This window comes from Hydrotalea lipotrueae (assembly GCF_019249625.1).
In the GTDB taxonomy this organism is placed as follows: Bacteria; Bacteroidota; Bacteroidia; order Chitinophagales; family Chitinophagaceae; genus Hydrotalea; species Hydrotalea flava.
This window is the reverse complement of the sequence record NZ_JAESDL010000026.1, coordinates 1-25,554: the sequence shown is the minus strand read 5'-3', so window position 1 is coordinate 25,554 and position 25,554 is coordinate 1. Positions and strand designations below refer to the sequence as shown.

The 25,554-nt window shown below is 37.0% G+C and carries 29 protein-coding genes; 12 read left to right on the top strand and 17 right to left on the bottom strand.

All coding sequences use genetic code 11. The features are described 5' to 3' along the window. The first annotated feature begins 11 nt into the window (after positions 1–11). The 3 genes from JK139_RS13355 (at position 12) to JK139_RS13345 (ending at position 2,801) form a co-directional block, all read left to right on the top strand. Complete coding sequence (locus tag JK139_RS13355) at positions 12–629, top strand: gluconate 2-dehydrogenase subunit 3 family protein (protein WP_075051622.1); 618 nt, start codon at positions 12–14, stop codon at positions 627–629. 70 nt (positions 630–699) lie between these two features. After that, the gene (locus JK139_RS13350) at positions 700–1,584 is read left to right on the top strand and encodes a sugar phosphate isomerase/epimerase family protein (protein ID WP_075051623.1); all 885 of its coding nucleotides are present in this window, start codon (positions 700–702) and stop codon (positions 1,582–1,584) included. 911 nt (positions 1,585–2,495) lie between these two features. Continuing rightward, on the top strand, positions 2,496–2,801 hold the full coding sequence (locus tag JK139_RS13345; RefSeq protein ID WP_074419310.1) for a YtxH domain-containing protein: 306 nt from the start codon (positions 2,496–2,498) through the stop codon (positions 2,799–2,801). A 98-nt stretch (positions 2,802–2,899) separates the two neighbouring features. Here JK139_RS13345 and JK139_RS13340 read toward each other — a convergent pair whose 3' ends face one another. Genes JK139_RS13340 through JK139_RS13325 form a run of 4 tightly spaced genes read right to left on the bottom strand, consistent with a single transcriptional unit; the run spans position 2,900 to position 5,935 of the window. Beyond that, the gene (locus JK139_RS13340) at positions 2,900–3,889 is read right to left on the bottom strand and encodes a potassium channel beta subunit family protein (RefSeq protein ID WP_074419311.1); all 990 of its coding nucleotides are present in this window, start codon (positions 3,887–3,889) and stop codon (positions 2,900–2,902) included. A 32-nt stretch (positions 3,890–3,921) separates the two neighbouring features. Next, entirely contained in the window at positions 3,922–4,500 is a 579-nt protein-coding gene (gene lptC, locus JK139_RS13335; protein ID WP_074419312.1) for an LPS export ABC transporter periplasmic protein LptC, read from the bottom strand. 52 nt (positions 4,501–4,552) lie between these two features. Further along, positions 4,553–5,281, bottom strand: a complete 729-nt coding sequence (locus tag JK139_RS13330; protein WP_074419313.1) for a type III pantothenate kinase — start codon at positions 5,279–5,281, stop codon at positions 4,553–4,555. Positions 5,282–5,299: 18 nt separating this feature from the next. Continuing rightward, positions 5,300–5,935, bottom strand: coding sequence for an LON peptidase substrate-binding domain-containing protein (locus JK139_RS13325; protein WP_074419314.1), 636 nt, complete (start codon positions 5,933–5,935; stop codon positions 5,300–5,302). Between the two features lie 155 nt (positions 5,936–6,090). Between JK139_RS13325 and JK139_RS13320 the strand changes: the two genes are divergently transcribed. Next, positions 6,091–6,963 carry a glycosyltransferase family protein gene (locus JK139_RS13320; protein ID WP_074419320.1) on the top strand — a complete coding sequence of 291 codons (873 nt, stop codon included), beginning with the start codon at positions 6,091–6,093 and terminating at the stop codon, positions 6,961–6,963. Here the strand turns inward: JK139_RS13320 and JK139_RS13315 are convergent. Further along, positions 6,945–8,150: an O-antigen ligase family protein gene (locus JK139_RS13315; protein ID WP_218331518.1), complete on the bottom strand. Its 1,206-nt coding sequence runs from the start codon at positions 8,148–8,150 to the stop codon at positions 6,945–6,947. The two genes, JK139_RS13320 and JK139_RS13315, sit on opposite strands and share 19 nt — an antisense overlap. Before the next feature lie 45 nt (positions 8,151–8,195). On the opposite strand from JK139_RS13315, the gene meaB reads away from it, so the two are divergent. Together meaB and JK139_RS13305 are read left to right on the top strand one after the other, a co-directional pair. After that, positions 8,196–9,098 carry a methylmalonyl Co-A mutase-associated GTPase MeaB gene (meaB, locus tag JK139_RS13310; protein ID WP_218331516.1) on the top strand — a complete coding sequence of 301 codons (903 nt, stop codon included), beginning with the start codon at positions 8,196–8,198 and terminating at the stop codon, positions 9,096–9,098. A gap of 70 nt (positions 9,099–9,168) precedes the next feature. Continuing rightward, positions 9,169–9,855: a class I SAM-dependent methyltransferase gene (locus tag JK139_RS13305; RefSeq protein ID WP_218331514.1), complete on the top strand. Its 687-nt coding sequence runs from the start codon at positions 9,169–9,171 to the stop codon at positions 9,853–9,855. A gap of 9 nt (positions 9,856–9,864) precedes the next feature. Here the strand turns inward: JK139_RS13305 and JK139_RS13300 are convergent, their stop codons facing one another. Further along, complete coding sequence (locus tag JK139_RS13300; RefSeq protein ID WP_218331512.1) at positions 9,865–10,761, bottom strand: glycosyltransferase family 2 protein; 897 nt, start codon at positions 10,759–10,761, stop codon at positions 9,865–9,867. Between the two features lie 153 nt (positions 10,762–10,914). Here JK139_RS13300 and JK139_RS13295 point away from each other — a divergent pair, with 153 nt between their 5' ends. Next, positions 10,915–11,169, top strand: coding sequence for a CDGSH iron-sulfur domain-containing protein (locus JK139_RS13295; RefSeq protein ID WP_074417664.1), 255 nt, complete (start codon positions 10,915–10,917; stop codon positions 11,167–11,169). Positions 11,170–11,171: 2 nt separating this feature from the next. Here the strand turns inward: JK139_RS13295 and JK139_RS13290 are convergent, their stop codons facing one another. Next, on the bottom strand, positions 11,172–11,432 hold the full coding sequence (locus tag JK139_RS13290; protein WP_074420971.1) for a hypothetical protein: 261 nt from the start codon (positions 11,430–11,432) through the stop codon (positions 11,172–11,174). A gap of 201 nt (positions 11,433–11,633) precedes the next feature. Between JK139_RS13290 and JK139_RS13285 the strand changes: the two genes are divergently transcribed. Continuing rightward, on the top strand, positions 11,634–12,524 hold the full coding sequence (locus tag JK139_RS13285) for a UDP-2,3-diacylglucosamine diphosphatase (protein WP_074420970.1): 891 nt from the start codon (positions 11,634–11,636) through the stop codon (positions 12,522–12,524). Positions 12,525–12,540: 16 nt separating this feature from the next. Beyond that, positions 12,541–13,596, top strand: coding sequence for a glycosyltransferase family protein (locus JK139_RS13280; RefSeq protein ID WP_074420969.1), 1,056 nt, complete (start codon positions 12,541–12,543; stop codon positions 13,594–13,596). 15 nt (positions 13,597–13,611) lie between these two features. Here JK139_RS13280 and JK139_RS13275 read toward each other — a convergent pair whose 3' ends face one another. Genes JK139_RS13275 through JK139_RS13260 form a run of 4 tightly spaced genes read right to left on the bottom strand, consistent with a single transcriptional unit; the run spans position 13,612 to position 16,747 of the window. Continuing rightward, positions 13,612–14,532: a flavin reductase family protein gene (locus tag JK139_RS13275; RefSeq protein ID WP_074420968.1), complete on the bottom strand. Its 921-nt coding sequence runs from the start codon at positions 14,530–14,532 to the stop codon at positions 13,612–13,614. Between the two features lie 36 nt (positions 14,533–14,568). Beyond that, a complete protein-coding gene (locus tag JK139_RS13270; RefSeq protein WP_074420967.1) occupies positions 14,569–15,591 on the bottom strand; it encodes a fumarylacetoacetate hydrolase family protein in 1,023 nt (340 codons plus the stop codon). A 49-nt stretch (positions 15,592–15,640) separates the two neighbouring features. Next, a complete protein-coding gene (locus JK139_RS13265) occupies positions 15,641–15,958 on the bottom strand; it encodes a hypothetical protein (protein ID WP_074417660.1) in 318 nt (105 codons plus the stop codon). Between the two features lie 18 nt (positions 15,959–15,976). Continuing rightward, positions 15,977–16,747 (bottom strand): TIGR02757 family protein, encoded by a 771-nt coding sequence (locus JK139_RS13260; RefSeq protein WP_074417659.1) that lies wholly within the window; start codon positions 16,745–16,747, stop codon positions 15,977–15,979. 225 nt (positions 16,748–16,972) lie between these two features. On the opposite strand from JK139_RS13260, the gene bglX reads away from it, so the two are divergent. Next, positions 16,973–19,216 (top strand): beta-glucosidase BglX, encoded by a 2,244-nt coding sequence (gene bglX / locus JK139_RS13255; protein ID WP_218331510.1) that lies wholly within the window; start codon positions 16,973–16,975, stop codon positions 19,214–19,216. Positions 19,217–19,240: 24 nt separating this feature from the next. On the opposite strand, the gene JK139_RS13250 is transcribed toward bglX, so the two are convergent. The 6 genes from JK139_RS13250 to JK139_RS13225 all read right to left on the bottom strand — a co-directional run bounded on the left by JK139_RS13250 (position 19,241) and on the right by JK139_RS13225 (position 22,802). Beyond that, positions 19,241–19,501 (bottom strand): CBU_0592 family membrane protein, encoded by a 261-nt coding sequence (locus JK139_RS13250; protein WP_074417657.1) that lies wholly within the window; start codon positions 19,499–19,501, stop codon positions 19,241–19,243. A gap of 28 nt (positions 19,502–19,529) precedes the next feature. Beyond that, a complete protein-coding gene (locus tag JK139_RS13245) occupies positions 19,530–20,669 on the bottom strand; it encodes a cystathionine gamma-synthase (protein WP_074417671.1) in 1,140 nt (379 codons plus the stop codon). A gap of 164 nt (positions 20,670–20,833) precedes the next feature. Further along, positions 20,834–21,400 carry a DUF2911 domain-containing protein gene (locus JK139_RS13240; protein ID WP_074417656.1) on the bottom strand — a complete coding sequence of 189 codons (567 nt, stop codon included), beginning with the start codon at positions 21,398–21,400 and terminating at the stop codon, positions 20,834–20,836. 125 nt (positions 21,401–21,525) lie between these two features. Next, entirely contained in the window at positions 21,526–22,125 is a 600-nt protein-coding gene (locus tag JK139_RS13235) for an acyl carrier protein phosphodiesterase (RefSeq protein WP_074417655.1), read from the bottom strand. A gap of 268 nt (positions 22,126–22,393) precedes the next feature. After that, positions 22,394–22,549, bottom strand: a complete 156-nt coding sequence (locus JK139_RS13230) for a hypothetical protein (protein WP_176712974.1) — start codon at positions 22,547–22,549, stop codon at positions 22,394–22,396. Next, positions 22,530–22,802 (bottom strand): hypothetical protein, encoded by a 273-nt coding sequence (locus tag JK139_RS13225; RefSeq protein WP_074417653.1) that lies wholly within the window; start codon positions 22,800–22,802, stop codon positions 22,530–22,532. The genes JK139_RS13230 and JK139_RS13225 overlap by 20 nt, the downstream gene beginning before the upstream one ends. 284 nt (positions 22,803–23,086) lie before the next feature. Between JK139_RS13225 and JK139_RS13220 the strand changes: the two genes are divergently transcribed. Together JK139_RS13220 and JK139_RS13215 are read left to right on the top strand one after the other, a co-directional pair. Further along, positions 23,087–24,739, top strand: coding sequence for an NAD(P)/FAD-dependent oxidoreductase (locus JK139_RS13220; RefSeq protein ID WP_317196309.1), 1,653 nt, complete (start codon positions 23,087–23,089; stop codon positions 24,737–24,739). Positions 24,740–25,102: 363 nt separating this feature from the next. Then, entirely contained in the window at positions 25,103–25,525 is a 423-nt protein-coding gene (locus JK139_RS13215) for a hypothetical protein (protein WP_218331508.1), read from the top strand. Positions 25,526–25,554: the final 29 nt, after the last annotated feature.

Below are 25,554 nucleotides of genomic sequence, written 5' to 3'. Positions count from 1 at the left end.
AAATACAAGCTATGGATAGAAGAGAACTTTTAAAAATGGTTGCACTGGCTACCGGCAGTGTAATGGTTGGTGGTGAGTTTTTACTCAGCGGCTGCAAAAATGAAAAATCCGGTGTGGTAGCCTTTAAACCGGATGATATTGCTTTCTTAGATGAAGTAGGTGAAACCATTATTCCAACTACTTCTTCTCCCGGAGCAAAAGCAGCCGGAATTGGTAATTTTATGAAAGTGATGGTGACTGACTGCTACACGGAACCCGATCAAAAAGTATTCATGGAAGGCATCAGCCAATTAAATGAATTCTGCAAAAAAGAGAACGGTATCGGCTTTATGCAGGCAACACCGCAGCAAAGAACTGCGTTGTTAGAAAAAATTGATGCTGAAGCAAAAGCCTATCAGAAAGAAAAAAATGAAAAAGAAGCGAAATTAAAAGAGGAAGCAGCAAAGGAAAGAAACAAAACCATTGCTTTGTCGCCCAACCATTATTTTACAATGATGAAGCAGCTTACCCTATTCGGGTATTTTACTTCTAAACCCGGTGCTACCCAAGCTTTGCGCTATGTGGCAGTGCCCGGTCATTATGATGGTTGTATGCCTTATAAAAAAGGCGATAAAGCCTGGGCTACTTAGTAGATGGTGCATTTATCCAACATTGTTTTAATGAAATATTATACCATCAATTACCTTTAAAAAAAACAACATGTCAACCAATCGTAGAAATTTTTTAAAAATGGGCGGCCTTTCTGCGCTGGCATTGGCAGCCCCTGTAAAAAAAATGGCCACTAATATATTAACCGATGTTTCCAACCATACTGAAGGCGATCTTTCTAAATTTGGGTTGCAATTATGGACAGTAAAAGAAGATTTAGCCAAAGATCCTAAACAAACACTCAAAGCTGTGGCATCTTATGGCTATAAGCAATTAGAAAGTTTTGAAGGAAAAATGGGCATATTTTGGGGAATGACAAATAAAGAATTCAAAAAATATTGCGACAGCGTGGGTACAAAAATTATTTCCTCGCATTGCGATATCAATACCAACTTTGAGCAAAAAGCTGCTGAAGCTGCCGAAATTGGTATGGACTATTTAATTTGCCCTTACAAAGGACCACAAAAAGATATTGACAGCTTTAAAAAAATAGCAGAGCAGTTTAATCAATGCGGTGAAATTTGTAAGAAAAACGGAATTAGGTTTGCCTATCATAATCACGATTATTCGTTTAAACCTGTAGATGGACAAGTGCCTCAGGTTGTTATGATGGATGAAACAGATCCACACTTGGTAGATTTTGAAATGGATATTTACTGGGTAGTAGCTGCCGGCGAAAATTCGCAGGAGTGGCTTAAAAAATACAGTCATCGGTTCCGTTTATGCCATGTAAAAGATTTGGCAAAAACTGCAAATGGTGGCCACGAATCCTGCATTCTAGGCAAGGGTACTATTGATTATCCTGCTATTTTAAAAACAGCCAGAGAAAATGGTATGAAATATTATATTGTTGAGCAGGAAGCCTTTACCGGTACCACGCCTTTATTGAGTGCTAAAGCAGATGCTGCTTATATGAAAGCATTTAAATTTGCATAAAATAACAGGTGGTATACTTTAGTAAAAAAGCGGTAAAAGAATGTGAAATTTTACCGCTTTTTTTATGCATTTTTTTAGATGGGTTATTGATATTTATTCCAATTTCTTTTCTGCAACTGATTGTTATTGAACACTGTTTTTAGTAACGAGATAATTGTAAAAAACAGCAAGCACTATAATAGCAGCATAGGTCACTATATTAAACCAGGTATGGTGCTCCAATCCAAATGGCAATGACCAATGCTCTAAACCCGATAATAAAACCAAACAAACCCGTGCAATATTGCAGGCAATGATGATAGCCAAACTAAGTTATAGCCCAAATTATTTTAAACTATCAACGGCCATGATGCGTAATAACAAATGCCAGCCAAAAACTGATAACCGCAAAACCAAAATAGGAGTAATTTAAAATAATGCCATATTCACCGCTAATGGTTAACACATCCGGCTGCGGACTGTATATATAATATCCCGAAGCTTCTAAAATTTTTCTGCTACTTTCTAAAACAACAGTTCTATTCAGTTGAATATAATTAATTGAAATAATGATAGGGTGTAGTAAGTCTCCATATCATTTTTGTACCCCAGTAAAATAAACCACCCTAAAAATTGTAGCGCATACTTCCAAACGCCAGGGGAAGCAATGGGTACATGTTCTATATTTTTTTTGCGATGGGTAGCATGTATTCAAAAATAAGCGCAATTCAGAACTATTGTATAAAATATTCGGTAAACTTTTTGTGTGTAGTAATTATCCGCTCATTATTTGGTGGTATGGAATGTTAAAATTTAAAAGTATGTAGTGTTAAAATATATTAATTATTTGTTGTTTAACTTTCTTTTTAGGCCATCTGTTGGTAACTTGTATAGCTACTAAAAATGATTTCTTCACAATAAAAATATAGTTTATGAGTGCACAAAAATTTTTAATTGGCGTTTTATCCGGGTTAGTGGCTGGTGTTGCCATTGGGTTATTAACTGCTCCCGCCAAGGGCAGTGATACCCGTAAAAAAATTGCAGATACTGCAGATGATATGAAACGAAAACTTCGGCATTTACGCGGACAGGCGAATAACGAATTGGATGAATTAAAAGCCGTGCTTGAAAATGAAACCAGCGGTTTGCGTGATGACGTAAGGGAAAGAATTTTAAAATTAGTGGAAGCCAGTAAAAATTCGTATCACAGAATGGCAGAAGATGCTAAAATGAGTTAAACATTCACTGTTTGGATAAATTGCTGAATGGCAATCCCTTACATGAAAAGAGGCTGTTTCAATAATGAAGCAGCCTCTGTCTATTATAAAAGGAATGATTAGAATTCAGGAACAACAGGTTTGGTTTGCATAATGTTGTCAATTTTTTCCATTACCTCATTTGTTAACAAAGGCAATACGTCCAATGCTTTTAAATTGTCTGTTAATTGTTCGGTTTTGGTGGCACCTAAAATAGCTGTGGTTACATGCGGATTTTTAATGGTCCATGCAATACTGAGTGCAGCTACTGAAACGCCTAATTCTGTAGCAAATGCGGTGAGTTGCTTTACTCTTTCTATTTTTTCAGTAACCATTAATCGGTCTTTTAACCATTCAAAACCTTCAATGCTTAAGCGGCTGCCTTCGGGTATGCCATTGTTGTATTTACCGGTTAATAAGCCTGCAGCCAATGGGCTCCAGATAGTAGTACCCAAACCTACATTTTTAAAGATTTCAAGATATTCGTTTTCTAATTTATTTCTTTCAAATAAATTGTACTGAGGTTGCTCCATGGAAGGGCCAATGAGGCGGTAATCACGTGCTATTCGATGGGCTTCCATAATTTCAACCCCACTCCATTCACTGGTACCCCAGTATAAAACTTTGCCCTGGTTAATAAGAGTATTCATGGTTAATACTACCTCTTCAATAGGAGTAGTTTTATCGGGGCGGTGACAGAAATATAAATCGAGATAATCTGTTTGCAGTCGGTGCAATGCTTCATGGCAAGCTTCGGTTAAATGTTTTCTGCTTAAACCGGTTTGGTTGGGTTTGTTGTTTTTACCACGCCATCCAAAAAACGCTTTAGATGATAGGATGTAAGATGTTCTGTCCCATCCTTTATTTTTTAGCACCCTGCCCATCATTTTTTCACTTTCGCCCAATGCATAGGCTTCTGCATTGTCAAAGAAATTAATGCCATTGTCGTAAGCTACACCCATTAGCTCATCGGCAATGCCATCATTAATTTGTTTGTGAAAAGTAACCCAACTGCCAAAGCTTAAAACACTTAATTGTAAGCCGGTGCGGCCCATTTTTCTGTATTCCATATATTACGTTTTTATGGTGATTGAATCTTTAATTATAAAGAACTATCCGGTACATTTAAAAAACTGCTTTGCCCGGCATTGCCATAACCTACTTTGTACACTTTTATATTGGTAAGATCCTGATTGGAAGAAAAACCTGTACCGTATAATTTTTGACGAATGGGGTTGGTTTGACTGATAATTACCGGTTTATCAGTATAATAGGTTCCTTTTAACTGATCCCAAAACAATTCATTGGTAAACAAGGTATCGCCTTTAACATTAAAAACAATGACACTATCACGCAACAACACTTTATTTTCATTTTCTAAATAAGAACCAAATCGGGCAAATAAACGACTGTCAATTTTTGCGGTGCTATCATAAAAATCTACATGTAGTGTTCGGGGAAATTCAATTTTTACAGTATCATATTGATAGCGCAGCATGTAGGGGGCCTTTAAAACAGCTTTAATGCGGCCTGCCTGGCTAAACTGGCTTACAATACCCGTACCTTCTTCAACCCCTAATTTTTTTTTTCCTAAATTTTCTACTTCATGAATATCATTTTCGCAGGAAATGGCCAATGAGCTAATGAATAAAATAGTAAACCATTTTTTGATGTAAAACATAGTGCACCTCCCTGCATAAATGAATGGCAAAATTACAATTTGATGCCCATATCTAAGGATTATTTAAACGGTTAATGTAGAATAAACCTTTAAATAACAAATCTTCATCGGTATACACCGGATTTTTTAAATAGCTTTTAAAAAAATTCATATCTCCACCTGTCATGCTCACTTTTAAATTAGAAAATTTTTCGCTGTAGGCATCAATCATACCATCAATTTCTTTTGCCAAACCCATCAGTACGCCACTTAATAAATTAGTTCTGGTATCATACCCAATCAACGGGAAATTACTGTCGGCTTGTACTAACGGTAATTTGGCTGTTTGTTCATGCATGGCTTTAAAGCGCATGTGCATACCAGGTGAAATGGCGCCACCTAAAAACTCATTGAACGGGTTAATATAATTGTACGTAACACAGGTACCCAAGCCTATTGCTAAATTGTGTTGTTGTGGAAATAAATGAACGGCTGCACTGCAAATAGCCAGCCGGTCGGCACCAATGGTAGCAGGTTTGCCTATAGGGGTGGAAATAGGCAATTTACTTTCGTGATTTAATAAATGAAATTTGGTGTAGTGGCTAAGCAAATCGTTAATAGCGGTATTATGTTGAATAACTGAGGATAAAATGCTATGTGAAGGCTGATAAGTATCCAGTAAATGTAGTATCGTTGGTACACTGTCATCGGCTAATGGAACAACAGTTGTTAAAGTATCATTTATAAAAATAGCGCCTTTTAAACGGGTATTGCCAAAATCTAAGCAGAGTATAACCGACATATGTAATGGGTTTAGTGGTTAAAAATTAAATCCTTTCAGTTCTTTAAAATGGCCGTTTAATTTTATTTTTTCTTTTAATAATTCCATGCTCTGTACCAAAGGTAAAATTTGCAATAAATGCCTGCGTAAAAATTCAATGCGTTCCAATTCTTTAAACAGGCAGAGTAAGGTTATTTCCTGCTCATGTGTAAGCCCAACATGATGGGCAACATCATAACTCAGTAGTTCTTCTTCTTTCTTTTTAAAATCTTTGGTTACCTGTAATTGTTTAAATAGTTCACGAATATTGCTGAGTACGGGTTTTAAATAGGTGTACATTGGCGTAATTTGGTTGGTTGGATAGGTAACTATGGCGCCACTATACAATTTGTCGGGTACTTGTTGAATAAATTCCAGAATTTTGAATACAGCAACGCCTTTGGTAACAATGTCCATTTTACCATCCTCATATACCGCTACAATTTCTTTTATTTCAACCAAGGTACCAGAGTCGGTAATTTTGTTATCAGCTACAACAGGTATACCAAATGGTTTATTGTCTGCATAACATTCTGTTATCAGTTGTTTGTAACGCGGTTCAAAAATTTTTAAATGCAGTATTTCATCCGGATAAACAACTATGTTTAAAGGGAAAATGGGAATAAAATTGGTCATTTTGTAAAATTGAGAAAATAATTGATAGACGCACTCATTTGTCAAAAGTAATGGTTAATGATTTTTTTCGGTTCTTTGTAATCAATTTTGAAATTGTGAATACCGGTGTTCATTAAAAGTTGTTTTATTTTATTCATTTCAAGTTGCATGTATTTATGAAAATATCTGGGTTTACCATTATTAAAAATGCCATTATCAACGATTATCCCATTGTGGAAGCCATTACCTCTATTTTGCCGGTGGTAAATGAAATGATAGTATTAGTGGGCGATTGTGAGGATGATACGTTGCGTTTAATTGAATCAATACCCGATCCTAAAATCAAAATTCATCATTCTGTTTGGGATAAAACGCTACGTGCCGGCGGAACTGTGTTGGCAGTTGAAACCAATAAAGCATTTCAACTAATAGATCCGGAAAGCACCTGGGCATTTTATATTCAGGCCGATGAATGTGTGCATGAAAAATACCATGCAGCTATTTTGGCAGCCTGCAAGGAACATCAATACAATATTAAAGTAGAAGGTTTATTGTTTCAATACCTGCATTTTTATGGAACTTATGATTATGTGGGCGATAGCCGCACCTGGTACGATCATGAAGTACGCATTATACGCAACGATAAAAGAATTACTGCCTACAAAGATGCGCAGGGTTTTAGAATTGGTACCGAGAAATTATGGGTAAAGCCTGCCAATGCTTATGTATATCATTATGGTTGGGTAAAAAGCCCCGAACAAATGATGCGTAAAAATAAAAATATGGCTGCTTATTGGAATCATGCCTCTATTCAGGCTATTGCCAACTCGCCACAACAGGTGTATAATTTTGAGGAGTATGATTCTATTGAAAAATTTACCGGTACACATCCGGCTGTAATGCAGCAACGTATTGCCGCTAAAAACTGGCAAATAAATTTAAATATTAACAAAAAACGTTTTTCGTTTAAAGATAGATTGTTGTACCATTTCGAAAAATTAACCGGTATTCGTCCGTTCGATTTCAGGAATTACCGTTTATTATCCTGATGGTTGAAGGCCATTAGGGCCAGTGGCCACGCATGTAAAAAAACACCAAACTGAAAATTTAAATTGCTTTCTACCAGGCAGGATGCCATAATGGCCATACTCCAGGCTATTACGCCTAATTGTTGCTGTTGCCATCCCCAAATTATGGGGTATAACAACCAAATAGTCCAGGCCAATACACCCAACCACCCACTTCCCAATAACCAAAATAACCATTGGTTAAAAGGCCATCCAAATTGCAGGGGTTGTTGCGGAAAATATTTTTTTCCATATTGCTGCATGATTGGTGCAACACCTGCCCATCCAACGTTATAAGATTTATGTTGTATGGCCTCAAAAGCTATATAATTTAAATTACGCCGGGCACCATCTGAATAGTTGCTGTTAAAAACAGAAGGCTTAAATTGTTGCCAGTCATATAGGGTATAAGCTATTTTTTTTTGTACTGTAGGGAGAATAAAATAACTGCAACAGGCTATTGCTATGATACCAACGGTTAACCATTTATGGTAAGGTATTATTTTTAAAAATGGAATAAACAGTAGCATAATGGCCAATATTACCCAGGCAGTTCTTACCGATAAAAAAACAATCAATAAAAATGTAGCCACTACAACAGATAAGCGGAAATTATTTGAAAAAGGATAATGAAATAGAAGCAGAGCAAAAGCACTGCATAAAAAAATACTGTAACGAATATGATCATGATCCATCCAAACAGGCATGGATTGTCCGCTGCCGTATTTGATAACTGCCTCCTGAAAATGTGTGGCATACCAACTCAATGGGTAAATACTACTCAAAAATGCAACAACAATCCAAATACGAATTATTTTATTTCCATCAATAGAAGCATATAACAAGTGTACAGCAAAAAAAGCAATGGGATAGGTACATAGGTTTAACAAAAAATCGTAAGTATCTTTTTGAAAAGGAAGTTGCCAGGCTCCTACTACAAACAAGACCAAAGGTATTAGCGACCAATACAATAATGGGTGTTTTTCTTTGGGAAATGGATGTTGTAATTTAAAAGCTATGAGAGTAATGAGCCACACTGCCATGCTTATAGAGAGCACTGCCCTGCTGAATAATAAACCCAATAGCATGAGTACAAATAGCCCTGTAAGCAGACAATGTATGGTGGGCTGTTGCCATAAAAAATTGCGATTTGTTGTTTTTTTAAACATATCAATACAGGTATACAGTAATTTTACGCACGTCAACAGGGTTCTATGTGGGAAAATTTACGGAAAGATATTCAAAGCGGTGATATAAAAGCACTGGCACGGGCATTAAGTTTGATTGAAAATGAAACACCCGGCTATTTAAGTTTTATGCAATCGCTGCAATTGCAGCACAATGCCAGAGTAATTGGTATTACAGGGCCACCTGGTGCCGGTAAAAGTACATTAACGGATGCGTTAATCGGGGTATTGGTTGCATTGGAAAGAAAAGTGGCTGTATTGTGTGTTGATCCATCTTCCCCCTTTCATTTGGGGGCATTGTTGGGCGATAGAATACGCATGAACCAATGGTATGCACACCCACAGGTGTATATTCGTTCATTGGCCAGCCGTGGTAATTTAGGCGGATTGCATCCTAAAATTTTAGAGATGACTGATGTTTTAAAAGAGGCACGTTTTGATGATATTATTGTGGAAACAGTAGGTGTAGGCCAAAGTGAAATTGAAATTGCCGGTTTGGCTAATACAACGGTGGTGGTATTGGTACCCGAGGCCGGTGATGAAATACAAACCATGAAAGCGGGACTGATGGAGATTGCCGATATTTTTGTGGTGAATAAAGCCGACAGGCCCGGAGCAGCTTTATTTGTAAAAAATTTACAACACATGCTAACTCCTGTACAAACCGATAATAGTTGGAAAACACCTGTTATCAGTACCATTGCCACCAACGGTACAGGCATTGCTGAATTGATTACATCTATTAACGCACATAGTTCTATATTACAAACACCGGAAAGAAAATTATGGCTAATGGCCGATAAAGCCTACCGCTTGTTGCAGCAAAAATGTATGAAAGGAATACAACGCCAACAATTAAAAGCACATTTGTCTAATTTTGTGCATCATCCCGGTTTTAATTTGTATCAATGGGTGGAGGAGATTTTATAGGCAATTTAATAGCATAATTCACTTTAAACGGCTACTTTCATTGCTTAACACACCCAACATGAATCGATTATTGGCTATTCAGCTTTTAATGACACAAAAAAAGTTAAAAAATTATATAGAAATAGGCGTTTTTAATGGACACATATTTTTTAGAATAAAAAGTTTCTTTAAAATAGCAATTGATCCAGATTTTACGTTCACCAAAGCCCGAATTTTAGGAAAAATTATTTTAAACCCTTTTAACTTATTCAACAAATATTTCAAAAAAACCAGTGATGCTTTTTTTGAAAACGATGCAAAAAGTGTTTTTGGTGATAAAAAAATTGATATCGCGTTGGTAGATGGTATGCATGAATTTGCTTTTTCGACACGAGATGTTGAGCATATTTTAGAAAGGTTGAATGAGAATGGCGTTATTATTATGCATGATTGTAATCCTTTAACTCCTGAAGCAGCTTGCTCGTTTAATGAATGGCAAAATAGAAATTTTTCCGGTACTTGGAATGGTGATGTATGGAAAACAATTTTATACTTGCAATGCTGCAGGGCAGATTTGGATGTGTTTGTATTAGATTGTGATCATGGTCTTGGTGTTGTATCAAAATCTAAAGGACATCATCAACAGACATCATCGTTTAATTATTCTAAACAAGAAATAGATCAATTAACTTATAACGATTTTAATGCAAACAGAGTAGCTTACCTGAATTTAAAATCTGCAGACTATTTTTATGATTATTTTCATTTGAAAATATGAGGTTCAATTTTATTGTTTGAATAGAATCGCAATTTTTTTAAAATAATTTTTTATTTGTATAAGTTTTGGTATAATCGGTTCGTTTAAAACTTCTGTGAAAGGCGCTCCTCTTCTTAAATAAAATTTGGATAAAGTACTGGACGTAATTCCCCATTTTCTGATGAAGGTATAATAGCCGGGGTTTTTCTTAACCCTTTTTACCGAGCGGGAGCCAAAATGGTATACCCTGCTTTTACTGACTCCTTTAAAATAGCGAATACCTGTTTGCCATAATTTCATGGAAAAGTCAGGATCGGAATACATACCCGGTGAAAATTCTATGCTGTAACCACCTACTAAGTCCCATATACTTATATGTACAATATTGGGCGGCCAGGTTGCTCCTTGCCAGTCGTTCATAGGAAGGCTTGCAAATTGTTCATGTAATGCCTCTTTTTTAAATGTTGCAAGGTCGGTTCCAAAATTATGTTCAATAGCACATTTACTGGAGGCTATTGGTTCAATAGCAGTAGCAGAAATAAAAAAATAAGGATGGCCAATGGATTGTATTTCTTCCCATAAGTACTGATCCCAGTTGGGACAAACATACATATCATCATTCATGTAAAGTATGTATTCAGTTGCTACCAGTTTCCTGCAGGCATTTAGCGCATAGCAAACACCAACATTGTTTGCGCTGTGCAGAAAATCAATGTCCTGTTGTGCTTGCACCCACGCTAATGTTCCATCTTTTCCGTCATTCACAAACACAATAATTTGATGTGGATATGCAGAGTTTTGTCGAATACTTTCAATGCACAATTGCAAATATTCTAAATTATTCCAACTGGGTATCAGTATAGAAAAATATGCTTTTTGAATATTTTTTTGCTTTGGGTAAAAATGAATGTCTATTTGTTGGCTCATGGGCTTAATTAAAGTATACAAAGCTAACATTCTATTGATAAACGGCACGGGCAAAGCACATATATTGTAGAACTAATTTATTTTGATGGAAAACTTTTGTAGTACCATTTTTGTTTACTTTGCTCACTATAATTTCTAAATTAAATTATTTTCATGCAAGAACCACATGTTTTTAAAGCAGAACCAACTGCAGTAATGGTTGAAAAAGGGAAAACCTATGCCTGGTGTACCTGCGGATTAAGTCAAAAAAATCCTTTTTGCGATGGGCACCATAAAACTATTGAGGGTATGCCCTTTAAACCGTTAAGATTTACGGCCGAAGAAGATGCGGAAGTATGGTTGTGCAATTGTAAGCATACAAAAAATCCGCCTTATTGCGATAGTACGCATCAGCAATTTCAAAAGTAACGTTATAGTTGGCTCTGCTCACTTTGTTGCGCATCCAACTTGTTTTTTTCTTTTTCAGATTGAAACCAGCGGTAACCAATATAGCCGATAATTAAAAATGGTGTTGCTGCTAAGTATAAAATTCCCGCATTCAAACCTTTAGCAGGTCCTTCTCCTAATTGTTCGGCAGTTTTGGTACAAATAGAACATTGCGCTACAGCTGTTGCTGTGCCCACTATGATAAATACAAGCCCTAAAAATATTTTGCTTCGCCACATTTTCATATTCATGCATTTTAGTGGCAAAGATATACCAAATCAATGCTTTACTTCATTTTGTAACAACAAAAGCGGCGTTAAAAAGCAAATTTTCCAACACCAAAAAAGCGGGTTAAGTAAACTTAAATTAAATTAAAGTAACAATAAATTCATATTCTATTCATATTCAGGTAATACTACTGTTTGAATTTTGGTAAACCAATTGATATGAACAGAAGACCTGTAGATGTTGTTGTGATGAGTGATTTGCACCTGGGTACTACCGGCTGTCATGCTCAGGAACTGGTTAATTACCTAAAAAGCATTTCACCCCAAATTCTAATTTTAAATGGCGATATTATTGACGTTTGGCAATTTCGGAAGCGTTTTTTCCCGCTTGCCCACATGCAGGTGATTAAAGAAATTCTAAGCTTAGCTACCAAAGGCACAAGGGTTATTTATATTACCGGCAATCATGATGAGGCTTTGCGCCGCTATACTCACTTTGATGTAGGCAATATTCAGTTGGTAGATAAAATGGTGATGGAAATTAATGGGCACCTTTGCTGGATTTTTCATGGCGATGTGTTTGATAATACCACCAAAGGCAGTGCCAAATTACTGGCAAAATGGGGTAGCCACGGCTATAACCTGCTGATTCGTTTTAATAGGTTGCTTAATCATTTTTTACAGATGATGGGCCGCGAAAAAATGAGCCTTTCTAAAACTGTAATGAACCGTGTAAATAAAGCAGTCATTAAAATCAACAATTTTGAACAAACAGCTGCCGAAATAGCTATTGAAAAAAAATATGAATATGTTATTTGCGGGCATATTCACGAACCACAAATGCGGGTGGTGGAAAATGAAAATGGAAAGGTTACCTATTTAAATAGCGGCGATTGGGTTGAACATTTAACGGCATTAGAATTTTATAACAATGCCTGGCACATGTATACCTACGATGATAAAGCATTTGAAACCGCTAAAGTGGTAGATATGAATAAAAAACTGGCAAGTCCGGATGTGGTTACCGATGAAATTGCCTTATTTGTTCATTCCGTATCGCAATCTTTTCACACTGTACCCGGACAAATAGCTTTATCAAAACCTTTTTAAACCTATTTCATTCATCATGAAAATATTTTACGCCATACAAGCTACCGGTAACGGCCATATCAGCAGGGCCGTAGAGTTGTTGCCCTATTTACAGCAATATGGGCAGGTAGATGTGTTTTTAAGTGGCAGTAATAGTCATTTAAACGCTAATCTTCCCGTAAAATTTACCAGTAAGGGCATGAGTTTGTTTTATGGGAATAAAGGTGGATTAGATTATGTAAAAATGTTGCAATATTGCTCGCCAATTCGTGCATACAAAGAAGCAAATGCACTACCGTTAGATGATTATGATGTGATACTGAACGATTTTGAAAGTATTACTGCATTGAGCTGCTATCTCAAGAATATTTCCAGTGTTAATTTTGGCCATCAGGCTGCGTTTAAGTCGCCCAATACCCCCCGGCCTTCTAAACGTAATGTTGCCGGTGAACTGGTTTTAAAAAAATATGCACCCACTACCGCTTATGTGGGTTTGCATTTTAAACGATACGATCATTTTATTTATCCGCCGGTTATTAAAAACGATATTTTAAATGGTATTTCGGAAGATAAAGGCCATGTTACGGTATACCTTTCTCATTATAGTGATGCAGTAGTAGCTAATGCTTTAAGTCAGCTACCCGATATACGGTTTGAAGTGTTTTCAAAATTGGTAAAACAAAGAGAACAGAAAGGGAATATTACTTTTATTCCGATTGATAATGCTTCATTTACCAAAAGCATGTTGCAATCACATGGTGTAATTACCGGTGCCGGTTTTGAAACACCTGCCGAAACTTTATACTTAGGTAAACGCCTGCTGTGTTTGCCCATTAGAGGGCAATATGAGCAGTTGTGTAATGCTGCAGCACTGCAACATTTTAATGTGCCTATTATTGAAAAAATAGATGAGCATTTTGCTGAAAATGTTCAGGCATGGCTGAATGGATTACCACAACAACAACTTACGCTTTCGCATGATACTTATGCCATTGTTCAGCAGGTAATGGAAACCGCCAAAGCAGCCAAACTGTTGAATCAAAACACTTTATCGAACATATTGAATGAAGAAGATGTTTGGGCTATTGGTTAAATTGTTGTAAAGTGTTTAAATAGTATTTTCGGTTTTATCTGAATATCGAACATCTGTTCCGGTTAGCAGAATTTGCCAGGCTTTTTCTATTTCGTTTTTTTGAATGTATTGAATGGCATAGCGGTGTAATTCTTCTTCCATTTCTGCAGGGCTGTTGGCGTAATATTGTATAATCTGTTTCAGTTGCATATCTTCAAAAGCCGCATCAATAGCCGGAATACTGCTTACATTGGCCAATTGTGCCAAATGGTTGCCCGTTAAAATACGGCTATTTTTTATTGCTAAAGGCAGGGCATCTATTCCAATTCCTAAATGTGCATTGGGTTTGGCAACCGTAAATAAATTTTGTTCATTGATAACGGCATACCAATCGCCACCCAATCTTGCAACGTGATGCACTTTGCGTTGGTCAATCATAGTCCCTGCATCATTCAAAACATTTTCAGAAACATGCATGCAAATTACTTCGGCTATTACCAATTGCCCGGCACCGGGCCCTTTGCCCAAACTTTTTATTTCCAATACTTTGCATTCCATTTGAATGGGCGATTCTTTTACCAATGGCGGTTGTATGTAAGTGGCTTTTTCTTTGTTGAAGCCGGCTTTCATAAATTCATCTACCCCTTTTGGATAATTGCAACTACTTAAACTAACCTGTTGTACCATGGCTTCAGTACAAATATTGATGCTTACTTCTGGTACTTCCTGCATGTTTAATAAGGTATGTTTTACTTTATTTTCCCGCACACTTCGGGTGGGAGAAAAAATAACAATGGCAGGATTCGTAGAAAATAAATTGAAAAAACTAAAGGGGCTAAGGTTTACATTGCCCGCAGTATCTATGGTACTGGCAAAAGCAATGGGCCGCGGCGCAATGGCATGCTGTAACCAACCCTGCCTTTCTAACCCTGATAATTCCTGAATGTTTATCAACATGTTTAGCTAATTGTGATAATGGCAGATGGTAAGTGATTAAATGGATGTATTCGAATTTTTCTTTTGCGCCAACAAACTAAAGCTACTGTCTTCTTTTACAATGGCATTGCTTATTTTTCCAATATGCTCAATTTCCATTTCAACCACATCGCCTTCTTTTAACCATTGTGGTTCATAATTGGGATTGTTCAGTTTGCCAGTTCCGTTTAATTCTAAAAAACAGCCGGTGCCTACAGTGCCGGAACCAATTACATCGCCGGCATACAGGTTGGCGCCATAGCTGGCACGTTCTATAATTTCTGCAAAGGTCCAGTACATATCACCCAAATTGCCATTGCTCACTTCAACCCCATTTACCCAGCATTTCATACCTAAATTCCAGCTTTTACCGGTATGGCCCGGCTTGGGTGGAATTTCAAAAGCGGTTAATTCATCTAAGGTTACCAAACAAGGGCCAATTACAGTAGAAAAATCTTTTCCTTTGGCAGGGCCCAGATTCAACAGCATTTCTTCCATTTGCAGTTTGCGGGCACTCATATCATTCATCACCATTAAACCGCCAATATATTCATCGGCCACTTCTGCTGCAATATTTCTTCCATTTCTGCAAATTACAACCGCTGCTTCTAATTCAAAATCCAATTGCTCAAAATGGTCGGGCATGCAATAAATGGTGCCGGGGCCTTGTATGCTGTGGTGATTGGTAAAATAAAAAATTGGATACTGATCAAACTCTGGTATCATGGGTACATTTCTATTGCGTCGTGCAGCTGCCACGTGCTGACGAAAAGCATACCCATCTCTGCAACTGGTGGGGAAGGGTATCGGTGCTAATAAATGAATGCCTTCTAACGGTACCCCATTGTTGGCACCCATGGTTCCCATGGTTAAAGCCTGATTTACTTTTTGAGCAATGGGGTACATATCATCCCAGTAATTCAGAAACATATTCATACTGCCCGGTAATTCCGGATGTACTGCATCGCAATCATATAAAAAATTATGCACTAAAAATGCCAATTGGTCCTGTCCATCCCGTAAGTACGATATTAATTTCATGTGTATTGTTTTTGTATAGCCACCGGTTTATTCAATGCATTGTTGCAAACTACCATTTCTCATCTTCACTAATATTTTTGTTTTGGTTCATTTTTTTTCTCCAGGCAATTTTTTGAGCCTGCCGTTCGATCAATAATTGGGTAATCAGTTCAGCAGCATCATTTTCCTGATGTTCATGCAGGGTTTGCCTTAATAATTTTTCATCTACATCTATTCTGTATAATAATTGCACTAAGGCATAAAAATCAGATTCAATTAAAAATTGAATGGCATCTCGCAGTTGCTGAAAGGCAGGGGTATGCTGCTCAACTGCAATGCTGTTATTTTGCAAAAATCGGGTAACAATATTTTGTGGACTTTCCTGCATAAGATGCTGCAATTTACATCAATATTTTTCAATGATACCCAGACCAAAGAGTGCAAAATCATATTTTACCGGATCGGTGGCATCTAAATTGCGTAAATAATCCGTTAGCTCAATCGCGGTTAACCAGTCGGTTTGTTTGCGGTGTATCATGTTCAGTCTTTTTGCAACCCTGGCTACATGCAAGTCTAATGGGCAAATGAGTTGTGCAGGCTGCAATTCTTTCCAAATGCCAAAATCAACGCCCATATTATCTTTCCTTACCATCCAGCGTAAATACATATTTAGCCGTTTACAGGCCGATTTGTTTTCGGGTGCTGCAATGTGTTTTCGGGTTCGGGTAGGAGCATCTTCCATCGAAAAAAAATAATGATGAAATCCATTCAACATGTCTGCAACAGTTGGTCCCCATTGGCTAAAAGCAGGTTCTAAACTTTGGTATTGTTGGTAATGCTGTTGTAAAAATGAAATAGTGTACAATAAATCGGTAGTATTAAATGTGCGGTATTGAAATTGCATTAATTTTTTTAAATCAGCGGGTTGATGGTTGAAGATAAAATCATAAGGGGCATCATCCATCAATTGCATCAATGTTATTGATTTTTGAATAATGGTGGTTCGGTTACCCCATGAAAATAATGCGGCAAACAAACCTGCAATTTCTATATCCTGCTTTTGGGTATATCTGTGTGGAATCGAAATGGGATCGCCTGGAATAAAATCGGGACGGTTGTATATCGCCACTTTGCTATCCAGAAAATCTTTCAAATAATATGTTGACTTTTTCGACATAATTCAGGTATTATTTTATCCAATTAACCCATTGCAGTTTGTAAACACAGAAAGCATTGTAACTTTAAGGCCACAAACCTAATTCAATCGGCATAGCTGCCAAAAGCTTTTTATAAAGTGTTGTAGAAAAATTTAAATCTATTTTTCATTTATTTAAAAAATGCTATTTGTACTGATGCGGCTGTTTGTATAAAAATGTATCTATCATTCCATAAATATACACATATGAAAAAAACAACCATACTAACGGTAGCGCTATTTGTGGCGTTAATAGTACAGGCACAACAGCCTTTATATAAAAATGCAAAAGCACCCATTGAAGACCGGATCAATGATTTGTTGAAACGGATGACACCCTTAGAGAAAGCCGGCCAGTTGAATCAGTTGAATGGCGGCATCTTTACAGGTCCGGCAGCCAACGATCCCGGCCAACAGGCTAAAATTGAAATGGCAAAGCAAGGTAAAGTAGGTTCGTTCTTAAATGTTACCGGCGCCAATGAAACCCTTGCTTTGCAAAAAATTGCGGTAGAACAAAGCAGACTGGGTATTCCATTGTTATTTGCTTTTGATGTTATACATGGTTATAAAACTATTTTCCCCATTCCTTTAGCAGAAGCTTGCAGTTGGGATGTGGCGCAAATTGAGAAAGATGCAGCTGTTGCTGCAAAAGAATCTGCCGCCGCCGGTTTGCATTGGACCTTTGCACCGATGTGTGATATTAGTAACGATCCCAGATGGGGGCGTGTGATGGAGGGAGCAGGCGAAGATCCTTATTATGGCAGTGTAGTAGCAGCAGCAAGGGTAAAAGGATTACAGGGCAATTTGAATGATGCAGAACATATTATGGCCTGTGTAAAACATTTTGCAGCTTATGGCGCAGTGCAGGGTGGAAGAGAATACAATACAGTTGATGTTTCAAGAGTGGCATTATGGAATAAATACCTGCCGCCTTACCATGCAGGTGTAAATGCCGGTGCTGCTACCCTAATGAATGCATTTAATATTTTTGATGGTGTACCTGCCAGCGGTAATCAATATTTGGTACACGATATTTTAGAAAAGAAATGGGGTTTTAAAGGAATTGTGGTGAGCGATTGGAACTCGTTTGATGAAATGATTACACATGGCTATGCGGCCAATAGAAAAGATGCTGCTTACAAAGCATTGAGCGCTGGTAGTATGATGGATATGGAATCGAAAGTGGTGGTAGATTATTTACCTGAATTATTAAAAGAAGGAAAAATCAGCATGCAACAAGTAGATGATGATGTGCGCAGAGTTTTATACTATAAGTTTAAATTGGGTTTATTTGATGACCCCTATAAATTTTCTGATGCAGCCCGTGAAAAGGCAACTGAATTTACAGAAGCCCATCGCAATGAAGCCAGAAAAGCCGCCGATGCCTCAATTGTATTGTTGAAAAATGAAAACAACGTATTACCCATTGACGCTACTGCTCATTCTTCCATTGCATTAATTGGCTACTATGCTAAAAGCAAAGCCGATTTGTTTGATTTTTGGATTGCCAATGGAAAAGCTGCTGATGCAGTAAATATTTATGAAGGCATTACTGAAAGGTATCAGCATAGCAATATAGCTTACAGCGATGGTTATTTGCCGGATGGCAGCAGCAATGAACAATTAATCAACGAAGCGGTTGCAACATCTAAAAATGCTGCCGTAATTATAGTAAATATAGGATTGTCAGGAAAATTAGCCGGTGAAGACCGCTCATTGGCTAACCCTGTTATTTCAGACGGGCAGGTAGCATTGTTAAAAGCTTTGCATGCAACAGGTAAGCCGGTTGTTGCCTTGGTATCAGCAGGCAGGCCATTGGTATTAACTGCCATTCAGCCTTATGTAAATGCCATTGTATATTGCTGGATTCTGGGAACAGAAACCGGACATGCCGTTGCCGATGTGTTGAGTGGCGATTATAATCCATCCGGTAAAACCGTGATGAGCTTTCCTTATGCCGTGGGGCAAATTCCGGTGTATTACGATCATTTTAATACCGGTAGGCCTTTACCCGATTCAGGTGATCAGAGTTGGAAGAGCCGTTACCGCGATATTCCCAATAAACCATTGTATCCTTTTGGCTTTGGTTTAAGCTATACTAATTTTGCTTACAGTAATTTGGAATTGAATAACAACACTATACAGAAGGATAGTCCGTTGCAGGTATCAGTGCAGGTAGCCAATACCGGCAACAAAGCCGGATATGAGGTTGCACAATTATACATTCGTGAAATGAGCGCTTCTATTGTACAGCCGGTTAAAGCATTAAAAGCTTTTCAACGGGCGTATTTACAACCCGGCGAAAAGAAATTGCTGCATTTTACCTTAACTGATAAAGATTTGGCTTTTTATGATGGTGAAGGAAATGTGCATATAGAAGCAGGCGCCTTTAAAGTATTTGTTGGCGGTAATTCCAGAGATGTGCTGGAAAAAGATTTTATGTTGAAATAATTTTTTTATTTGAAGAAGGGGGTATCATTTACCAACGGTGCCCCTTTTTTGTTGCTGTGCTTTAATAAGTGCCACAATGGCAATGCCAATCCAAATAATATTCACCATTACAGATGGAAAGGCATGGTGGTAAGATGAATTGATGATAAAACAAATGCCACCCACAATATTGCTCCAGATGTACAATGGAGATGCGGCAGCCAGTTTGCCATTCATATTCATATAATAAGAGCCCAATAACAGTAAAGCACCGAGCCATCCAATTACTTCTATAAGAATTTGCATATTGTATTTATTGTATGAACCAAAAAAATTAGCCAATAGCCTTATTTAAATCTTCTATTAAATCTTTTACATCTTCAATACCCACGCTTAAACGGATTAATGAATCGGTTAAACCGTTTTTTAAGCGCTCTTCACGTGGTATGGAAGCATGCGTCATAGAGGCGGGATGGTTGATTAAACTTTCTACTCCTCCTAAACTTTCGGCCAATGAAAATAGATGGGTAGAAGAAAGAACCCGTTTGGCATTTTCAATACGATCATCTTTTAAAGTAAAACTCATCATGCCTCCAAAGCCACGCATTTGTTTCGATGCAGTGGCATAACCCTGATGGTCTTCAAATCCACACCAATATACCTGTGCCACTTTTGGATGATTGCGTAAAAAATGTGCAATAGCTTGTCCGTTTTCACAATGCCTTTGCATACGTACATGTAAAGTCTTTATACCGCGTAATACCAAAAAACAATCCATGGGTCCGGGAACGGCACCGCATGATTTTTGGATGAAATAAAGCTGTTCCCTCAGGGTTTCATCATTCATGACCAAACAACCCTGAATAACATCGCTATGGCCGCTTAAATATTTGGTGGCTGAGTGCATTACAATATCAGCCCCTAAAGTAAGCGGGTTTTGTAAATAAGGTGATGCAAACGTATTGTCAACACACAATAAAATATTTGCTTTTTTGGCAATAGAAGCAATGGCAGCAATATCGGTAATGTTCATTAATGGATTAGTGGGTGTTTCTATCCATATTAATTTAGTTTTATCGGTAATGGCTTGCTGTACGTTTTCAGGAACAGTAGTATCGGTAAACAAAAAACGAATGCCGAATTTCTGGTATATTTTAGTGAATAACCGGTAAGTACCTCCATACATATCATTGGCTGCAATTACTTCGTCGCCGGGTTGTAATAATTTTAAAACAGCATCGGTTGCAGCAACACCACTACCAAAGGCAAGACCATATTTGCCCTGCTCAATGGCAGCAAATGCACTTTCTAAAGCAAAGCGAGTGGGGTTTTGGCTTCGGGCATATTCAAAACCTTTGTTTACACCGGGTGCTTCCTGCACAAAGGTAGAGGTTTGGTAAATAGGTGTCATAATAGCGCCGGTAGAAGGATCGGGTTCTGCCCCGGCATGAATAAAAGTGGTAGCTAATTCCATACAATATGCATTTTTGAATAATAAAATACAGGCTTCATGCCTTTTATTAGGCCGCCATTTAACAAAGATGCAAAATGTTGGCGAATGCGTATTTAAAATCGGGATAATAAAAAAATACCCCAACCTGTTTGGGTTGAGGTAAGTGTTCAATAAACAAATTTTTTTTATGGAGCTAAGGTAATGGGCAATGCTGCTTTTACATCATCCCATTCCATAATTAAATTGGCACCATTCTTTGCATCTTCAAAGTAAATGGTAAAATTTTCAATAGGGCTGCTTAATTTTTCTACTGGAATGGTGGTACGAACTACGTCTTTCTTGATATCGTAAGTATAGTTGCCCCAACTGTAATTGTCTTTATTTACAATTAATGTCCATTTATCGGCTTCTGGTATGCAGTATAAAGTGTAACGACCTTTGGACACTACTTTTCCGCCAATTTTTACATTCTTAAAAAATTCAATTTCAGTGGCTTCATTAGCGCCTAAACGCCACATTTCACCATATTTTACGATGCCGTTAAAAATGGTACGGTTGTTTTTTTGTGGGCGACTGAAAATAATTCTTGCAACGGGCAGGTCTTTTACTTTGCCATTCATTTTTAATAAAGGATAACTATCCGGCCAATAGCTCATGTCCATAGGGCTTTTGTCTAAATCTGTGGGCTTTTGTTGTGCCCAAATTGGTAACGATAATAGCATGCAGGCAAAAAAAACAATGAACCGATTCATACTGTTTTGTTTTTATGTGTGGATGAATAATTTTTTATAGCACGAAGATGCAGGGTTTTGTTGAATGAACAAAGATTATGCCGTAAGGTAAATTGAATGATGGAGGGCAATAATACAGTATTACTTTATAACTCATTTAAAAGTATGGCCAATTGTTTAGATGCGAATTGAATTACATCGGGAAAAAACTGTTGATAGGCTTCCTGGAAAAATGCCTTATTGTTTTCCAATACAGGTAATAAAGCAATGGGTGGTTGTAAATATTGTGCCCGATGCACCAATCCTTCAAAGGTTTTTTCAATACCCCGTTTATTTCTATAATGCAATAGCCAGTTATGCGTTCGCATGTGTTGAAAGGCCGGTGTAAATTTTTCAGGAAACACCGATTCATACTGTTGCAAGACGGTATAAACAGTTTCACTAAAATGCGCTAATTGCTGTTCTGCTGCAAATACCTGTTCATCATTGGCCAAAAAATAATCATACACCACATCCATAAATGAGCCGGCATACAAGCCTACCTGCGGTTTAAACAATTGTTTGGCAGCCAGCGTAGCGGGGTGTTCATCCGTATACTGATCAATTAAACGATGTAACCTAATACCCTGTTGTATCAGTATAGGGAAATTATTTTTTTTATTTCCTTTAATAAAATCACTCATCATATTGCCCGCCAATATATCCGGATGGCCAAATGATAAATATGCATGTGCCAGATAATTCATTTGGCTAAAGTTACAGTAATATTGTATTGTGCAATGAACGATCAACCGGGCTCAATCGTTTAAAACCTCGCTGTTTTGCATTTTTTGTACAACAGCTTCAAATTGTTTGGCAGAAATATTTCTTTTACGTGCCTCAGTAATAGCAGTATTTTCCCAGGTAATAGCTTTTTAGTTTTGCCTAATTTGTATAAAATATGAGCATGGGTATCTGCATTTTCAGGCGATAATGCTGCGGCAATGGATTGCTGACTCCACTTCAGCGCTTTTTTCAAAAAAAATAAGGATCGTTGCTAAACCGGTAAACCTGCCACGCTCCATTGTTTAATTCGTTGGCAATACGCTGGCCACCCGGTGCTGTTTGAATGGTTTGTTTTACAAAGAAAGCTCCATTCTTTTTCGCTTCATCACTTAAAATTTTTGCCATTGTTCAGTGTGTTGTTTAAAACTTTATAAGCGAGTAAAGTATAATAACCATCGGTATTGCGGGTGCCATGATTTACGGTTATGATGTTGCCGGCATTATTTAAAATAATCATTCCAAAAAATGATTTAGGAAAATAAAACACATTGGTATCGGGTTGAATGTAGGATGGAATGGAAGTAGTAGGATAAAAAACACATTTTTCTTCTAATATATTTTTTATTTCATTATTTTTTATTAAGCCAGCTATTCCCACTTCATTGCAAATGCCGCAATCTTTCGATTGTACAAAAATCCGAATCGGTTTTTTTGTAGCTTTGGCTTGTAATGGTATTTTTCAAAGTCAGATGATCTTTGTGCTACCAGAATATGGCTAACAAACAATAATAGCGCACATAGTTTTATTGACATCTTTTTCATATCAGCAGGTATTTATATGGTAAAATAATATATTTTTAATAACAGAAAAATTAATTTTTCTATCTGTTAAGTAATATTTTTTTATTAAGAATGAAGTGCTTTGTACTGTGATGACATTTTATACGCAATTTTGAATTTCGGGAAAATTGTAATCATATTAATGAATTTATTGTAACCTATATGCCTAAAATAGCAATCATTATCGGAGCAGGTCCGGCAGGCTTAACAGCCGCTTATGAACTGGTTACCAAAACAGATATTCAACCCATCATTTTAGAAAAGTCGACCGATATGGGTGGTATTTCTAAAACTGTTGTGTACAAAGGAAACAGAATGGATATTGGCGGGCATCGGTTCTTTTCAAAATCAGATGTAGTGATGCAATGGTGGCAAAATATTTTACCCATTCAGGGGGCTGCGGCAAAAGATGATATACAAAAAGATATTTTTTATCAGCGTAAAAAAACTACGGTTATGCTTTCGCCCAATGGGCCCGATCCGGAACAAACAGATCGAGTAATGCTGATTAGAAAACGCTTATCCCGCATTTTTTTTCTGCGTAAGTTTTTCGATTATCCTATTACGCTCAGTGCAAAAACGCTCTCTAATTTAGGTATTATCCGCATCATTAAAATTGGTTTTAGTTATGTAAAAATTCGCTTGTTTCCACTGAAAGAGGTACATACACTGGAAGATTTTTTTATCAGCAGGTTTGGCACGGAGTTGTATCAAACATTTTTTAAAGATTATACCGAAAAAGTTTGGGGTGTACCCTGTAATGCCATTGCGGCCGATTGGGGTGCACAACGCATCAAAGAATTATCAGTTTCAAAAGCTATATGGCATGCAGTTCAATCAATTTTTAAAAAACAAACATCTATTGAACAAAAAGAGGTGGCTACCAGTCTAATTGAGCAATTCATGTATCCCAAATTAGGCCCGGGACAAATGTGGGAAACCGTTGCTGCAATGATTGAGGAAAAGGGCGGTGTAATTATCAAAAATGCAAATGTAAATACCATACAAACTGAAAATAGTTGTGTACAGTCAGTTACTTATACTGATACGCATAGTGGTACAACAAGAACTGCGCAGGGAGATTATTTTTTCTCTACCATGCCGGTGAAAGAACTGATTACCGGTATTGGTAACGTAGTACCCGCTGACGTTAAAAAGATTAGTGATGGATTACAGTACCGCGATTTTATTACCGTTGGTTTATTATTGAACCGGTTAAAAATTAAAAACGAAACAGGCATTCTTACCATTAACAATGTAGTGCCTGATAATTGGATTTATATTCAGGAAAGAGATGTAAAAATTGGCCGCCTGCAAATTTTTAATAACTGGTCGCCTTACATGGTCGCCGATGAAACTAAAGTATGGATAGGCTTAGAATATTTTTGTAATGAAGGCGATAAACTTTGGCAAATGGATGATGCCAGCTTTATTCAATTTGCTATTGAAGAGTTACATAAAATTGATATTATTGATCGGAATGATGTAATTGACAGTACCATTATTCGTATGCCGAAAACTTATCCTGCTTATTTTGGTACCTATCATCAATTCAATACTATTCGGCAGTTTACCGATACTTTTTCTAACTTATTTTTAATTGGGCGGAATGGAATGCACAAATACAATAATCAGGATCACTCTATGCTAACGGCCATTACTGCTGTAGAAAATATTAGAAATGGTATTACTACGAAAGACAATATTTGGGCCATTAATACCGAAGAAGATTATCATGAAAACAATGAAAAATAAGCATTTCTTTTTATATATATACAAGTTTTTTAATGTTTTCTGAATTGTATACTTCTTTAGTATGATAGCTGTTGCATGTGCATTTTTTTCATTTCATTCATCCATCTCCTTATCATTTCTTTTACACTTTCATCACAGTAAAATAATGCTTTTCAAAAAAAATTATGTTGGCTGAAACATTTATGAATACAGTGTTTTGTGTAATTAAAGTATTCCATTTAAAAATAGCGGCATTACCGTTCATACAAAACAGTAGGTGTTTACTGTAACCAATCACAAACTATTTCGTTTCATTTTCGGGGCAGCGTAGGTTTGCCCTATCAAACAAAAATATTTTTTTAGAAACCTTAAAATTGTATTACAATGAAAAAAATAATTTCTCTGGCACTGATAACTGTATCCATCGCAGCTACAGCCGCCACCGATCCTGCTTCTAAAGTAAGCTTTACTGTGCTGAACCATTTTACGGATAAATTTTTAAAAGCTGAAAATGTTGATTGGAAAGTGACTGATCAGTTTGTAAAAGCCAGCTTTATTTTAAATGGCAAAGAAATGAATGCTTTTTACGACAACTACGGCGAATTAACCGCTGTAACTGCAAAATTGCAGTTCGACAAATTACCGCAACGTGCCATTATGGCTATTGGGTTAAAATACCCTTTCCCACTTTACAAATTAACCGATTGTATTGAGATGCAAACACCCAATGGGAAAACAAATTACTATGTTTCTTTATTACAATACTTCGGTAGTTTTTTAAGGTTGAGAAGGATTGGATATGGATAACAAATTTGGAGGGGAAAAGATGTTAACAG